Here is a 14,824-nt window from a genome sequence, read left to right as displayed (position 1 = left end):
TATCTAACAACTTTTTACTATCAAAATGGAATAAAAATGCACAAATTCACCACGTTGTTACGCCACGGCTTGCTGCTGCTCGCACTCGGCGCCAGCTTGCCCGTACAGGCTGCCGGGCCGCTGGACAAAGCCAGGCTGACACTGGTGAGCGGCCAGGCCGCCGCGTTTGCACCGTTTCAGGGGCGGCTGACCGTGGTGAACTTCTGGGCCACCTGGTGTGCACCCTGCCGCCAGGAAATGCCCATGCTGTCGGCACTATCGACCAAGCTGGCGGCCAAAGGCATCAAGACGGTAGGCATTGCGCTGGACCAGCCCGACCAGGTACAGGCGTTCCTGAAACAGACGGCGGTGACTTACCCTATCCTGATGAGCGATGGCGACGGTGTTGCCGTCATGCGCGAGCTGGGTAACAAGAGTGGTGGCCTGCCCTATACCGTCATCCTGAATGCCCAGGGCAAACCGCTTAGGCAGATCCTGGGCATTCTGGACGAAAAAACACTCGATAAAGCGCTGGCCGGGCTATAGGGACAGACTCAAGCTGCTTTCGTGCAGCTGCGGCATACCGGACAGCAGGCTACGCACAGCCTGCTCGTGCCGCTGCCGCAGGGCAAGAAGAGCGGGAACATGCAGCTGGATTGCCTCGTCGTCGCCCAGCTGGCGCGCTTGCCACAGCTGCTGGCAATGCAGGGCCAGCGACGACTGCAGCTGGCCCAGCTGGGCAAAGCTGGCATGGCCACCGTAGCGCATCAGGCCATCGGTGCCATACCAGCGCAGGAAACGCTCGCTGACATCAGCGTCCCAGGCCCCCTCCATGCTGTCATCTTGTGCCAGCGCCAGCAAACGGCTCAGCGAGCTGCGCAGGTTCAGCTCCAGGCCAAACAGGAAGATGTCTTCCTGCGACCAGCGCTTGCGCGCCCCCTGCCACTGCGGCGGGCTGTGCCAGTGGCGACACCAGGCCACCACCTCCCCGGCCGGCATCGGTTTGGCTATGCCATAACCCTGCGCGACATCGCAGCCCAGGTGCAACAGCAAGCTGCCATGTTCTACGGTTTCCACCCCTTCGGCTACCAGCTCGCGGCTGAAGGCTTCGGACAGGCCTATAATGCCTTGCACAATGGCCAGATCGTCGCTGCTTTCGTGCATGCCGCGGATGAAAGACTGGTCAATTTTCAGTTTGTCCGCCGGCAGGCGCTTCAGGTACAGCAAGGATGAATAGCCAGTACCGAAATCATCCAGCGAGAAGCGCACCCCCAGCGCCTGGCAGGTTTGCATCAGGCGGCCAACGTGCTCCACGTCCGATAGCGCCGTGCTTTCCAGTACCTCTATTTCCAGCATGCCGCGCGGTACGTCCGCGTGGGCATCCAGCAGGCTGGCCAGCCGGGCGGCAAAGTCCGACTGCTGCAGATGGTGGGCAGAAATATTCACGCTGACAGACAGAACGCGCCCTTCACCACGCCACAGCGCCATCTGCTGCAGCGCCGTCTCGATCACCCACTCGCCCAGGCGGATATCCAGCTGGCTGTCTTCCACTTCGGGCAAAAAGGCCCCCGGCGGCAAAACACCACGCAGTGGGTGGTGCCAGCGCATCAAGGCTTCCATGCCGACAATCTGGCCATCACGCATATTGACCTTGGGCTGGTAGTACAGCTGCAATTCACCCTGCACCAGCGCTTGCTCTAGCCTTTGCAGGCTTTGCAGGCGGCTACGGCTCTGGCGGTCGTGCTCGGCGTCAAAAATCTGGTAGCCATTGCGCCCCAGATCCTTGGCTTTGTACATGGCCTGGTCGGCGTGTCGCAGCAGCGTATCGGCATCCTGCTCGTCCTGCGGGTACAACGTGACGCCGATACTGGCCGAGACTTGTATCTGGATATCACCGATATCGCAGGGCTGCGCAACGGTGTCCAGAATCTGGTGCAGGGTCTGGTGGCAGGCTTCTATATCAGGCAGGCCGGACAACAGCAGGGCAAATTCATCACCACCCAGCCGTGCCACGGTATCGCCACCGTGCAGGGTTAGCTGAAGCCGGTCGGCAATCTTGATCAGCAACTGGTCACCCACATCGTGGCCGTAGCGGTCGTTGACGCGCTTGAAACCATCCAGGTCCATGAAGCAGATCGCCAGCCACTGGCCACTGCGGCTGGCCTGGGCAATGGCAACCCGCATGCGGTCACCCAGTAACACGCGGTTGGGTAGCTGGGTCAGCGGGTCGTGGTGCGCCATACGATCCAGCCGGGCTTCCTGCTCTTTCATCACCGTGATATCGGCAAACACGGCGATATAGTGGCGTACCTGGCCCTGCTGGTCGTAAATGACGGATATCGATAGCAGTACCGGGTAGAGGCTGCCATCCTTGCGGCGGTTCCAGACCTCGCCCTGCCAATGGCCTTTCTGACCGAGGGTGGTACGGATGGTCTGGTAAAAATCCTCGTCGTGCCGGCCTGAATAAAAATGGCTGGGCATCTGCCCGACTACCTCGTCACGCTCGAAACCACTGATCTCGCACAGCGCACGGTTCACATCCACCACCCGCCCACTGGCATCGGCAATCACAATACCCTCGCGCGAGTGCTTGAATACGCCGGCCAACAGTTGCAAGCGGCCTTCGGCGCGCCGCAGATCCGAGATATCGTTCCAGGCACCGATAATGCCGGCAATCTCGCCCAGGTCGTCGTAGAACACGTCTTTGGAGAAAATCACATGCCGCTGCTGGCCGTGCTGGTCGGTAAGCAAGCCCGGGTATTCCTGGTGCCCCAGGCCGGCATTCAGCGCCTCATCCTGACGCATATGCAATGCAGCCAGCTCGGCAGGCCATAACTCGGTGGCGACCTTGCCGCGAATATCCCGCCGGCTCAGGCCGGTAACACGGGCAAATGCGTCATTACAGCCCATGTAGCGGCCGCAGGCATCCTTGTAAAACACCGGCATGGGCATGGCCAGCAACAGCATATCGGTGAAGCGCTGGCTCTTGGCCCATTTTTCGTCTGCCGACTGTACCGCCGCCGCCATACGGTTGAACGCCAGACCCAGGCGGCCAACCTCGTCCACCCCGTCTTCCGGCGCACGTATCGACAGGGTGCCATGGCCCAGGGCTTCTGCAGCCTGGGTCAAACGCTTCAGCCGCCGCACAATCCATACGGTAACCAGCACCATCCAGGCGGTAGCCAGCAAGCCCGCCACCACGACCATCGGCGCAGTACGCTGGATGAAGTTCAGGAAGATCTGCCGCGCCTCCGCAACGCGCAAACCTAGCTGTACCTCGCCCTGCGTCAGGGGGAAACGGGTATCAAACAGTGGATCGCTGCTACCGGCAATATCGCTATCCGGCGTAAAGCGCTGAATCTGGATACCACTGCGCGCCATCACCTTGCCGGTGCTGTCGCGCACCACCAGATAAGCCAGGTCACCGGAACGGGTCAGCTCGTCGGTGATTTCCTGTAGTGTGCTGTAATCCCGCTCCAGCATGGGGGCCACCAAAGCGGCACGCAGCTCGACCTGCAGGCTTCCAAGACGCACACGGGTCTGTTCTACCGCCATCTCGCGCATCATATGCACGCTTTGCCAGGCAATAATGCCGAACAACAGCAGCTGCACCACGAACAAGGCGGGAATGATGATCCAGGTCAGCGAACGCGGCCGCAGGTCAATGGCCATTATTTCAGCATCACCTTCAGATCCTGGACATACGGGTCCAGCGCCTTCATGTCTGCCGCTGAAATCTCTTTCAGGCCGTCATGCCCCAATTCTTTGCTGAACGCCCTGCCTTCATCGGTGTGATTGGCAAACTGGAATAACTGGCTACGCAGGCTGTCGATGCGGCTGCTGCCCAGGCGCTTATGTGCCAGATACAGCAAAGGCGTTGTCTGTGGCAGGCGCTTCATGATGCGTACCCGCACCGTGGTGCCCGGGTGCAGCTGACGCAAAGCGGTCACGGAGATAATGGCGGCAGCGGACTCGCCATTGAGCAGCGCCTGCACCGAGTTGGCATGGCTGCCTGCAGGACGGATGATGACGTCCTTGCCGGGCGTCAGGCCATTCTGGATAAGGTAGCGCTGTGCGGCCAAGGTGAGATTGGCCAGTTTGTCGCTGGTAGACACTACCTTGCCACGTAACGCTTCCAGCGTATTCACCCCGTCTTTACGGGTCACTAGCAAAGGTTCCAGATTGGTTTGCGGCCGGGCCAGCGGCTCATAACCCTGCTCTAGCTGCGCCAGGCGGCCAAAGTACGGCGACGTGGCAATCACGTCGTAGCGGCCTTGCCTGGTGCGTTCCAGATAGCTTTGGTAGTCCGGAGCAGACTCGATGACCACCGGCACCCCCATGGCACCTTGCAATTGGGCGCGCATGGGCTCGTACAGCTCGGCCAGCTTGCGTGCCGACAAATACGGCACCACCCCCAGCACCAGCGTATCTGCTGCCTGTGCCAGCGGTGTCAGGCAGCAGGCAGTCAGGCAAAACAGCAGGAATTTTTTGGCCATCCCGGCATTCCTTTATCGTTATTGTGGCAATTCACTCGTCGCGCAGACAGCAAACACCTCAGGCACGACTTTAAAGTCAAATGGCTGATGCTTAACAATTTACCGTCAACAGGCCCACGCAATCTAGCATTTCAATAAATATGAATTTTTGATTTGGCTAAATTCTATCGGTAATTGATTCATTTATGGCAAAAATGCCGCAGCACATTTTTTAAATGCCAAAAGAATATAACAAATAAATAAAAAAAGACTGCCTGGCAAGCCGGCAGTCTTTAACACTTCATAGAATGAAACACCTCTGGCGTCCATGCGCCGGGTTAACTCACGATTGTTCAGTAAATCAGATGATCGCGGCCAACCTTGCGCCCTGATCGATCGCGCGTTTGGCATCCAGCTCGGCGGCCACATCGGCACCGCCAACCAGATGCACTGGCTTGCCGGCATCCAGCAAAGGCTGCTGCAGTTCGCGCAGCGGGTCTTGCCCCGCACAGATCACCACATTGTCCACAGCCAGGACTTGCGGCTCGCCCTTGATGGTCACGTGCAGGCCGGCATCATCGACCTTGTCATACGTCACACCCGGGATCATGGTGACGTTTTTCATCTGCAGGCTGGCGCGGTGGATCCAGCCGGTGGTCTTGCCCAGACCCTCGCCTACCTTGCTGCTCTTGCGTTGCAGCAAGTACACCTGGCGCGGGCTAGGGTGCGGCTGCGGGCCGCTGGCTGCCAGGCCGCCTGCCGTGGCTACTGCCATGTCTACCCCCCACTCCCTCATGAAGGCTACCGTATCCAGCGACGGTGATTTGCCTTCGTGCGTCAGGTATTCAGACACATCGAAGCCGATGCCGCCGGCGCCAATTACCGCAACACGGCGGCCAACCGGTTTGCCGTATTTGAGCACGTCCAGGTAGCTGAGCACTTTCGGGTGGTCGATCCCTGCAATAGGTGGCGTACGCGGCGCGATACCGGTGGCCAGCACTACTTCGTCAAACCCGGCCAGGTCGGCTGCCTGTACGCGGGTATCCAGTTGCAGCGTGACACCGGTAATCTCGATGCGGCGGGCAAAATAGCGTAGCGTTTCATAGAACTCTTCTTTGCCCGGTACTTTCTTGGCCACGTTGAACTGGCCGCCAATCTCGCTACCGGCATCGAACAGCGTCACGTCGTGGCCGCGCTCGGCGGCGATGGTGGCAAACGCCAGGCCTGCCGGGCCGGCGCCCACGACGGCCAGCTTCTTCGGCGTGCCGGTCTTCACATAGTTCAGTTCGGTCTCGCGGCAGGCGCGCGGGTTCACCAGGCAGCTGGTGAGCTTGCCCTGGAAGATATGATCCAGGCAGGCCTGGTTACAGCCGATACAGGTGTTGATTTCATCGGCACGGCCTTGCTCGGCCTTGATCACGAACTCCGGGTCGGCCAGGAAGGGGCGCGCCATCGACACCATATCGGCACAGCCACTGGCCAGGATATCTTCCGCCACATCCGGCGTATTGATACGGTTGGTGGTAATCAGCGGAATGCCCACTTTGCCCATCAGGCGCTTGGTCACCCAGGCAAAACCGCCGCGCGGTACGCTGGTGGCGATGGTCGGCACGCGGGCTTCGTGCCAGCCGATACCGGTATTGATGATGTTGGCGCCGGCTTTTTCTACCTCTGCGGCCAACTGTTCTACTTCTTCCCAGGTGCTGCCGTTATTCACCAGGTCCAGCATGGACAGGCGATAGATGATGATGAATTCGCGGCCCACCGCTTCGCGCACCGCACGCAGTACCGCCAGCGGAAAGCGGATGCGGTTTTCGAAGCTGCCGCCCCAGCCGTCGGTACGCTTATTGGTATGCTGGGCAATGAACTGGTTGAGCAGATAGCCTTCCGAACCCATCACTTCCACGCCGTCGTAGCCCGCGTCCTGGGCCAGCTTGGCGCAACGGGCAAAGTCGGCAATGGTGCGCTGGATATCGTCCTCGGACATTTCACGCGGGCGGTAGAAGTTGATCGGCGCACAGATAGGCGACGCCGATACCAGGTTTTCCTGGAAACTGTAGCGGCCAGTGTGCAGGATCTGCATGGCGATCTTGCCGCCGGCCGCGTGCACCGCGTCAGTGACGATACGATGGTGCGGCACTTCGGCGGCATCGGCCAGCATGGAGGCGCCCTCGGCCACGCGGCCTTCCTCGTTGGGGCCCACACCACCGGTAACGATCAGGCCAACCCCGCCGCGCGCGCGCTCGGCATAGAAGGCGGCCATTTTCTCGAAGCCCTGCGGTGCTTCTTCCAGGCCGGTATGCATGGAACCCATCAGCACGCGGTTTTTCAGCGTGGTAAAGCCCAGATCCAGCGGTGCCAGCAGGTGCGGGTAAGCCGTCATGATGTTCATCCTCGTGTTGGTTGGCCCGGCAACTGGTTTGGCCACCGGAAAGCTGTCTTCGTTATAGTGCTTGCAGCATGCCAGCGAAGATACTTACTAGTTAGTAAGCTGTCAATTCGGCACGCGCCCTGCCCGCTGGACATACGACATTGCTTATGAAATAACCTAGAATGCACCAAAGTTATTAATAAATTCAGGGAGAAAATCATGTGCCAGTGCTCTACTCACACGCAGCCTGCCACTGCGGCCAACCTTGGCCGGCGCCAGTTTGTACAGCTTGCCGCCCTGGGCGGTGGCGCAGCCCTGCTAGGCAGCTTTCTGCCACAAACTGCCTACGCGGCAGGCGGCACCGATGCACTGCTGCTGTCGTGCATGGACTACCGCCTGGTGGATGAAACCGAAGCCTTCATGGCCGGCCTTGGCATGAAAAACAAGTACGACCATATCGTGCTGGCCGGGGCAGCACTGGGGGCGGTTACCAGCAAGTTTCCGGCTTGGAACCAGGCGTTCTGGGAGCATCTGGACGTAGCGATCAGCTTGCACCATATCCACAAGGTGATGGTCCTCGACCACCGCGATTGCGGCGCCTACAAAGTGGTGCTGGGCGAGGACTTTGGCAAAATGCCGGAAAAAGAAACGCAGACCCACGCCGAAACCCTGATGACGCTGCGTAAACAGATTCTGGCCAAATACCCGCAGTTGGCCGTAGAAACCTATCTGATGGCGCTGGATGGCAGCGTGCAGCAAATCGTCCCCAAGGGCTGAATGCGCCACCATGACATGAAAAAAGCACCGCCTGACAAGACGGTGCTTTTTTCTTGGTGCTGCAGTTCAAGCGCTAATACGATTCAGCCAGGCCAGCAAATCGGCCTCCAGCTGGGCGCGGTTGGTTTCGTTGTGCATTTCGTGGCGGCCACCCGGGTAGACGGTCACGCTCACGTCCTGCATGCCGGCCGTGCGGTAGCGGCTGGCCAGCTGGCCCAGGCCGAACTTGCCCAGGCTCACCGGGTCGCGGCTACCTGCCTGCAGCCACACCGGGCAGGTTTTGGGCAACGCGCGGCCATCCGCCTCGCCCAGCTCCAGCGCGATAATGCCGCCAAACAAGTCTATCCACAGCTGCGGGGTGGGGTGTTGGCCGCATAGCGGGTCGGCAATATAGGCATCCACCTGCGCCGTATCGCGGCTTAGCCAGTCCAGCCGGGTGCGTGCGGGTAAAAACCCCAGGTTGAAGCTGCCGAACACCAGCGCCGTCATGAAGGTACTGGGTTTGCTGGCGCCCCCCAGCCTGGCCGCCAGCCGTGCCACACCGCGCATCACACGCGACAGATAACGCTGGCGGTAGCCGGTAGCCGACAGCACCATGCCGGCCAAGCGCTGGCCGTAGCGCAGGATAAAAGCGCGTGCGACAAAGCTACCCATGCTGTGCCCGTACAACACCACCGGCCGCTCGTGCTGCTGGCGCGCGTAATCCACCACCTCGCGCAGATCGTCCACCACGCGCTGCCAGCCCCCCTGCTCGGCAAACCAGCCAGGCAGCAACGCATGGCGGCCGTGGCCGCGATGATCGTGCGCATAAACGGCGTAACCGGCCAGCACCAGCTTTTGCGCCAACGCCTGATAGCGCCCGCCGTACTCGCTCATGCCGTGGCTGATCACCACCACGGCACGCGGCGCGCCACCGGGTAGCCAGCAGCAGCCGTGGATATCGGCCTCGTCGCTGGCGCTTAAACGAAAGGTTTGCGTCATGTTTCCCCCTGGCGGGTGGCCGGCACGCGCTAGAATTTATCCGCGCGCAGCACCCCTACATCCGAAACATACAGGATCAAGCCGTAATCCGGCAGATAGGCTTGCTCGCAACGCAACGCAATCGCCTTGGCTACTTCGGTATCACATACCACATCGATGCGGATATTACGGTCAAAAGTCCATGCCCCGCCCTGCACGCCGTGCGCGCCGCCGCCACGCGCATCTACCACGGTATAGCCGTGTGCGCCCAGGCGCTGGATGTCTTTGACCAGCCGCGCCTCCAGCACCGACTCGGTCACGATCGTCAGCAGCTTCTTAGTATGAAATGGCATCGAGCTTCCTTTCAGGCGTAAACCTGCTGCGCCAGCCACAGGTACAGCGGAATACCCAGCAACAGATTGAACGGGAAAGTTACCCCCAGGCTGGCAGCCAGGGAAATAGCCGGGTTAGCCTCCGGTACGGCAATACGCATGGCGGCAGGGGCCGCAATGTAGGACGACGAGGCACACAGGGTAGCCAGCAGCATGGCGCCGCCTACCGACAAGCCCATGGCCACGGCAGTGGCCAGCCCCAGGGCGGCAAACACGAGCGGCATCAGCAGGGCCACCGCCACCACGAACAGCCCCTGGGCGCGCAGGCCGGCCAGCTTGCCGGCAGTCAGCAAGCCCATCTCCAGCAGAAACAGCGACAGTACCGGCTTGAACAGGTCGATATACAGCGGCGACAGGCTCTTGATGCCATCCACACCGGCCAGCCAGCCGATCAGCAAACCGCCCATCAATAGCACCATGCTCTTGCCCAGAAACACCTCGTGCGCCAGGCGGCCCCAATTCACCTGCTTGTCCCCCCCTATGCGGGCCAGCAATACGCCCACCACCAGCGCCGGCATTTCCATCACCGCCAGAAACACCGTCAGCTGCGGTTCTGCCTCTACGCCCTGGCGCGCCAGATAGGCGCTGGCAACGGCAAAGGTCACCACACTGACCGAGCCATAATGCGCCGCCGTGGCCGCAGCATCTGCCCGCCCCAGGCGCCAGCGCAGTACAGCAAAAGCGACCAAGGTCAAACCGGCCCCCAGCAAGATCACCGCCACCACCTGCCACAGCACTGCACTACCGGTGAGCTTGGATAAAGCCACCCCGCCCTTCAGGCCGATGGCAATCAGCAGGAACACCGACAGGGTTTCATACAGCGCGGGGGGGAGTTTCAGATCGGACTTGGCTAGCGCAGCCAGCAAGCCCAGCACGAAAAACAGCACGACAGGGTCTAGCGTCATCGGAACACCTTGCTTGATGAAGAGGCCACATCATAGCGCATGCAAAAAATCCGCCAACCCTATGAGCAATAGGTCTTTTCCGCCGTGCGGCCAACCCTGTGGCCTAACGGGTTGCGCCCTAAGGGCTTAAGCGCGCAATGGTGTGGCGTCGAAATCCGGGTTGCGGCGCGAAGTCAGGACATGGTCGCGCCAGGCACCGTTCAGAAACAGATAATCCTTGGCTTCGCCTTCGATAGTGAAGCCCAGCTTGGCCAGCAGGCGCGCACTGCGCTGGTTTTCCGGCTGATAGTTGGCCTGTACGCGGTGCAGGCCCAGCTCGCGAAAAGCAAACTGCACTACCGCCTCGACCGCCTCGCTCATCATGCCCTGCCCCTGGTAGGCGTGGTCGATGTTGTAACCCAGGTGGCAGGCCTGAAACACGCCACGCACGATATTGCTCAGGCTCACGGTGCCGATCACCTGCCCGGGCTGCTTATCGTGCATGACCAGAAACATGGCACCACGGCCCAGCTTGAAGTCCTCGATGCGCTCGCGCAGGCGCATGCCCCAGAACAGCTCGGTAAAGTACATATCGCCGTGGGTAGGGTCCCACGGGGCCAGGTGCTCGCGGTTGTGCAGCTGGTAGTCGCGGACGGCGCGGGCCCAGGCCGCCTCTGGCGGCAAAAGCTGTAAACGGGCGGTGCTGAGCGCGGGCTGGCTACGGGCCATATGAGCTACTCCCTTGGCAGGTTCGATAAAAACGCAAGTATGCCACCAGTGCGGCACACAGGCATGAAAAAGCCCGCTCAAGGCGGGCCCGGCAAGCGTCTGGCTTGAGCCAGCGCTTACTGTGCGGTCAGGCGCTCCAGCGCCTCGCGGTATTTGGCCGCGGTTTTCTCGCGTACGTCCAGCGGTACCGCCGGGGCTGGCGGAGCCTTGTTCCAGCCGGAAGCTTCCAGCCAGTCGCGCACGAACTGCTTGTCGAACGACGGTGGCGTGGTGCCTTCGGCGTAGCTGTCGGCTGGCCAGAAGCGGCTGGAGTCCGGCGTCAGTGCCTCGTCCATCAGCACCAGGGTGCCGTCGGCGTCCAGGCCGAACTCGAACTTGGTATCGCAAATGATGATGCCACGCTTGGCCGCAAAGGCCGCGGCGGTCTGGTACAGCATGATCGCCGTGTCACGCACCTTGGCTGCCAGCTCGGCACCCACGATGGCTTCGCACTGGGCAAAGGTAATGTTCTCGTCGTGGTCGCCTACCGCCGCCTTGGTGGACGGGGTAAAGATAGGCTCGGGCAGCTTGCTGGATTCCTGCAGGCCGGCCGGCAGCGCAATGCCGCACACGGTGCCGGACTTCTGGTATTCCTTCCAGCCGGAGCCGGCCAGGTAACCGCGCACTACCGCTTCGATCATCACCGGCTTCAGGCGCTTGGCCACCACGGCACGGCCCGCTACCAGCGGCAGCTCGGCAGCGGCAACCACGTCTTCTACCTGATCGCCGGTCAGGTGGTTGGGCACCACGTCTTTCAGGGTGTCGAACCAGAAATTGGAGATAGCGGTGAGGATCTGGCCCTTGCCCGGAATCGGGTCGTCCAGGATCACGTCGAATGCGGACAGACGATCGCTGGCCACCATCAGCATGCGCTGATCGTCGATCTCGTACAGGTCGCGTACTTTACCCGAGTAGATTTTTTTCAGGCTGGTCAGTTGGGTCATGAAACTTCCTTCACAAAGCAAAAAGCGACGCCTTGTGGGCGTCGCCTGTTTTCATTACAAGGTGTCTTTCAGCGCGCGCGCCTGCTCCAGCGCGTCGTCTACGTTGGCCGCCAGCACACAGTAGTGCGCCATCTTGCGGCCTGGCCGGGCTTGTTTCTTGCCGTAGCTGTGCAGGTGGGCGTTGGGCGCTTCCATCAGCACGGCCCAGTTCGGCTCGCTGCCGTCCTCGCCCCACACGTCACCCAGCAGGTTCACCATCACCACTGGGGACAGCAAGTCTGTCTTGCCTGGCAGCAGGCCACACATGGCGCGCACTTGCTGCTGGTACTGGTCGGTAACGCAGGCGTCGATGGTGTAGTGGCCAGAGTTGTGCGGGCGCGGTGCGATCTCGTTTACCACCAGGCTATCGTCGCCCAGTACGAAGAATTCGACTGCCAGTACGCCGACATAATCCAGCGCCTCGGCCAGCTGTTTGGCGTATTGCTGCGCGCATGCGGCCAACTTGGGGGCAATGCGCGCCGGCACGATGGACTCGTCCAGAATACCGTTCTTGTGGATGTTTTCCGATACCGGGAACACGGCCACTTGCGCCGGGCTGGTACGGGTAACAATGGCGGACACTTCCAGCTTCAGGTCCAGCATCTTCTCCAGCACACAGGCCTGGCCACCCAGGTTGGCGTAGGCAGCGCGGGCTTCGTCGGCGGTTTTCACGCGCACCTGGCCCTTGCCGTCGTAGCCCAGGCGGGCGGTTTTGAGAATGCCCGGCAGGTAGGGCGACAGCTCGACCTGGATATCCTCTACACTCTCGATCGCCAGATACGGCGCCGTCGGCAGGCCGGCCTTGTTGATCCAGCTTTTCTCGGCAATGCGGTCCTGGGCAATGGCCACGCAGTCGCCAGACGGCGATACGCGGGTGGTTTTGGCCAACAGGCGCATGGCGTCGGCGTTGACGTTTTCGAACTCGGTGGTAACCGCGGCGCAGCTGCGCGCCAGCGTGGCCAGCGCCTCAGCGTCGTCAAACGCGGCACACAGGTGCACGTCGGCAAACTCGGCCGCCGGTGCGTTGGCGTCCGGGTCCAGCACCGTTACGCGGTAACCCATGCGTTTGGCGGCGGTAACGAACATGCGGCCCAGCTGGCCACCACCGAGGATGCCCAGCATGGCTGGCGGCAAAATGGCAGCCATTACTGCACCTCCGGCAGGCTCATGGCCAGCACGGTGTCTTCTTGTTGCTTGCGGAAAGCCTTCAGTTTGGCCGCCAGCTCGGGGTTGCCATTGGCCAGCATGGCGATGGCAAACAGGCCAGCGTTGGCCGCACCGGCTTCGCCAATGGCGAACGTGGCCACGGGAATGCCTTTGGGCATTTGCACGATGGACAGCAGCGAGTCTTCGCCCCGCAGGTACTTGGACGGCACAGGCACGCCCAGCACCGGGATATGGGTCTTGGCGGCCAGCATGCCCGGCAAGTGGGCGGCACCGCCGGCTCCGGCGATGATGGCTTTCAGGCCACGCGCTTCGGCGGTTTCGGCGTACTGGAACAGAAGGTCGGGGGTACGGTGGGCGGAGACGACGCGGGTTTCGAAAGCGATGCCGAAGTCTTTCAGAACGCGCGCGGCGTTTTGCATGACTTCCCAGTCGCTATTACTACCCATCACGATGCCAACTTCGATCATGGAGGCTGATTCCGTCAAGAAGGGGAAAAAACGGAATTTTACCTGATTTGGCAAGGGCTTGCCGCCGGGATTTACCTTCCATGGAAGCATCTTCCCGGCAAGACAAAGCCGGCATTCCGCAGGGAAGCCGGCTTTCGATAACGGCGAGTATGGCCAGGCTTGGCTATAGCGTGGCCAATTGTTGCTGGGCGCGCTGCGCCGCCGGGGTGCCAGGGTATTGTTTGATAATTTTGCGCAGGGTCAGGCGGGCCTGGTCTTTCTGCTCCAGCTGTAGCTGGTTACCCGCCATCAGGCGCAGGGTTTCGGCAGCTTTCGGGTGCTTGGGGTATTGTTCGGCAAAGCGGCGCTGGATATCGATGGCGGCACTGTATTGCTTCAGCGCAGTATGCGCCACGCCCATCCAGTAGGTGGCCTCCAGCCCCTGTTCGCTAGCGGGGTAGCCATCGGCTACGGCTTTGAGCAAGGGTAACGATTTGGCAAAGTCACGGCCACGCAGTACTTCCAGCGCACGGGCCAGCGCGGCGTCGGCAGGGTTGGCCGCAGCAGGCTCGGCGGCCGGTGCCTCGGCTTGCGGCTGGCTGGCGTCGCGCAGCTGTTTTTCCATCTTGCCCATACGCAGGTCGATGTCGTTATACAGGTCATTCTGGCGCTTTTGCGTTTCGGCTACCTGGTGTTGCAGTACCTCGTTCTGCCCGCGCAGCGTGGACATTTCGCCTTTCAGCAGGGTGACCTGGTTCACCAGGTCCAGCAGGCGCTGGTTGGCCAGCTTGGCCTCGACATCCGACAAACGGGCACTGGCCTGCTGGCTGGAGCTGGCCAGCTTGCTTTCCAGGTCCAGGCGCGCCTGCTCCAGGTCGGTGGTGGTGGCGCATGCACCCAGTACGATGGGCAACAACAGGGGGAACAGTCGGTTACGCATGGCGGTTCGGGCTTTGCTAAATGGATAACCCGGAAAGGTTGACGCCTTCCCGGGTGCAGGTCAAGCCAGCCGGCCTAGACAATGGCCGCCGGCTTACTGGTAAACGAAGTCTGCGCGGCGGTTCTGCGCATGATCGCCATCGGTATTACCGCTAGCCTGGGGTTTTTCCATGCCAAAGCTCACGGCTTCAACCTGATCCGGCTTCACGCCCAGCACCTCCAGCGACTGCTTCACGCTTTCGGCACGGCGCTGGCCCAGCGCCAGGTTGTATTCGCGGCTACCACGCACGTCGGTGTTGCCTTGTACCAGCACGTGCCCTTTGTACTTGCCCAGGTAGGCGGCATGCGCTTCTACCACGCCCTTGTATTCGTCCTTGATCGCGGACTGGTCAAAATCGAAGAACACGCTCTTGCCATTCACCCCCGCATACGCGGCGGCTTCGGCACCCGCAGCATCCACCTGCGGTAGCGGCTGCGCCGGGTTCAGGCTGCTGCCACCGCCACCTGCGGTACTGGCACCATTGCCGGATACGATGGCTGCATTGCCGGCATTGGCACTATCCGCCGGGTTGCCGGTACTGGCGCAGGCACTGAGCAATACCGCTGCAGCGGCTACGACGAAGGGTAAGACTTTCATGCGACGCTCCTTGTTCTGGCTGGCCGGGTATAGCCAGTGAAATGAC

General features: G+C 61.2%; 14 protein-coding genes. 2 read left to right on the top strand and 12 right to left on the bottom strand.

Annotation, left to right across the window (positions count from 1 at the left end):
- Positions 1-36: 36 nt before the first annotated feature.
- Positions 37-525, top strand: coding sequence for a TlpA family protein disulfide reductase (locus tag PQU95_RS13235; RefSeq protein WP_272752443.1), 489 nt, complete (start codon positions 37-39; stop codon positions 523-525).
- On the opposite strand, the gene PQU95_RS13230 is transcribed toward PQU95_RS13235, so the two are convergent.
- The 3 genes from PQU95_RS13230 to PQU95_RS13220 all read right to left on the bottom strand — a co-directional run bounded on the left by PQU95_RS13230 (position 520) and on the right by PQU95_RS13220 (position 6,837).
- On the bottom strand, positions 520-3,651 hold the full coding sequence (locus tag PQU95_RS13230) for a bifunctional diguanylate cyclase/phosphodiesterase (RefSeq protein WP_272752442.1): 3,132 nt from the start codon (positions 3,649-3,651) through the stop codon (positions 520-522). The genes PQU95_RS13235 and PQU95_RS13230 overlap by 6 nt on opposite strands.
- Positions 3,651-4,475, bottom strand: a complete 825-nt coding sequence (locus PQU95_RS13225) for a phosphate/phosphite/phosphonate ABC transporter substrate-binding protein (protein WP_272752441.1) — start codon at positions 4,473-4,475, stop codon at positions 3,651-3,653. Before PQU95_RS13225 ends, PQU95_RS13230 begins: the two co-directional genes overlap by 1 nt.
- Positions 4,476-4,815: 340 nt before the next feature.
- The gene (locus PQU95_RS13220) at positions 4,816-6,837 is read right to left on the bottom strand and encodes an NADPH-dependent 2,4-dienoyl-CoA reductase (RefSeq protein ID WP_272752440.1); all 2,022 of its coding nucleotides are present in this window, start codon (positions 6,835-6,837) and stop codon (positions 4,816-4,818) included.
- Between the two features lie 207 nt (positions 6,838-7,044).
- Between PQU95_RS13220 and PQU95_RS13215 the strand changes: the two genes are divergently transcribed.
- Complete coding sequence (locus PQU95_RS13215) at positions 7,045-7,602, top strand: carbonic anhydrase (protein ID WP_272752439.1); 558 nt, start codon at positions 7,045-7,047, stop codon at positions 7,600-7,602.
- 66 nt (positions 7,603-7,668) lie between these two features.
- Here the strand turns inward: PQU95_RS13215 and PQU95_RS13210 are convergent, their stop codons facing one another.
- From PQU95_RS13210 to PQU95_RS13170, 9 genes are all read right to left on the bottom strand, one after another.
- The gene (locus PQU95_RS13210; protein ID WP_272752438.1) at positions 7,669-8,583 is read right to left on the bottom strand and encodes an alpha/beta hydrolase; all 915 of its coding nucleotides are present in this window, start codon (positions 8,581-8,583) and stop codon (positions 7,669-7,671) included.
- A gap of 29 nt (positions 8,584-8,612) precedes the next feature.
- Positions 8,613-8,915 (bottom strand): P-II family nitrogen regulator, encoded by a 303-nt coding sequence (locus tag PQU95_RS13205; protein ID WP_272752437.1) that lies wholly within the window; start codon positions 8,913-8,915, stop codon positions 8,613-8,615.
- An 11-nt stretch (positions 8,916-8,926) separates the two neighbouring features.
- Positions 8,927-9,859, bottom strand: a complete 933-nt coding sequence (locus PQU95_RS13200) for a sodium-dependent bicarbonate transport family permease (RefSeq protein ID WP_272752436.1) — start codon at positions 9,857-9,859, stop codon at positions 8,927-8,929.
- A 126-nt stretch (positions 9,860-9,985) separates the two neighbouring features.
- Positions 9,986-10,567, bottom strand: coding sequence for a GNAT family N-acetyltransferase (locus tag PQU95_RS13195; protein ID WP_272752435.1), 582 nt, complete (start codon positions 10,565-10,567; stop codon positions 9,986-9,988).
- Between the two features lie 116 nt (positions 10,568-10,683).
- Positions 10,684-11,550 carry a phosphoribosylaminoimidazolesuccinocarboxamide synthase gene (locus PQU95_RS13190; RefSeq protein ID WP_227301660.1) on the bottom strand — a complete coding sequence of 289 codons (867 nt, stop codon included), beginning with the start codon at positions 11,548-11,550 and terminating at the stop codon, positions 10,684-10,686.
- A 54-nt stretch (positions 11,551-11,604) separates the two neighbouring features.
- Entirely contained in the window at positions 11,605-12,735 is a 1,131-nt protein-coding gene (locus tag PQU95_RS13185) for a 5-(carboxyamino)imidazole ribonucleotide synthase (RefSeq protein WP_272752434.1), read from the bottom strand.
- Positions 12,735-13,223 carry a 5-(carboxyamino)imidazole ribonucleotide mutase gene (gene purE / locus PQU95_RS13180; RefSeq protein WP_147686627.1) on the bottom strand — a complete coding sequence of 163 codons (489 nt, stop codon included), beginning with the start codon at positions 13,221-13,223 and terminating at the stop codon, positions 12,735-12,737. The genes PQU95_RS13185 and purE overlap by 1 nt, the downstream gene beginning before the upstream one ends.
- 163 nt (positions 13,224-13,386) lie before the next feature.
- Positions 13,387-14,142, bottom strand: coding sequence for a YbgF trimerization domain-containing protein (locus PQU95_RS13175; protein WP_272752433.1), 756 nt, complete (start codon positions 14,140-14,142; stop codon positions 13,387-13,389).
- Between the two features lie 93 nt (positions 14,143-14,235).
- Positions 14,236-14,778, bottom strand: a complete 543-nt coding sequence (locus PQU95_RS13170) for an OmpA family protein (RefSeq protein WP_272752432.1) — start codon at positions 14,776-14,778, stop codon at positions 14,236-14,238.
- Positions 14,779-14,824 lie beyond the last annotated feature (46 nt).

Source organism: Vogesella aquatica, assembly GCF_028548455.1.
GTDB lineage: Bacteria > Pseudomonadota > Gammaproteobacteria > Burkholderiales > Chromobacteriaceae > Vogesella > Vogesella aquatica.
Note: the sequence above shows the minus strand (reverse complement) of the source record. Positions and strands in the feature narration are given on the sequence as shown.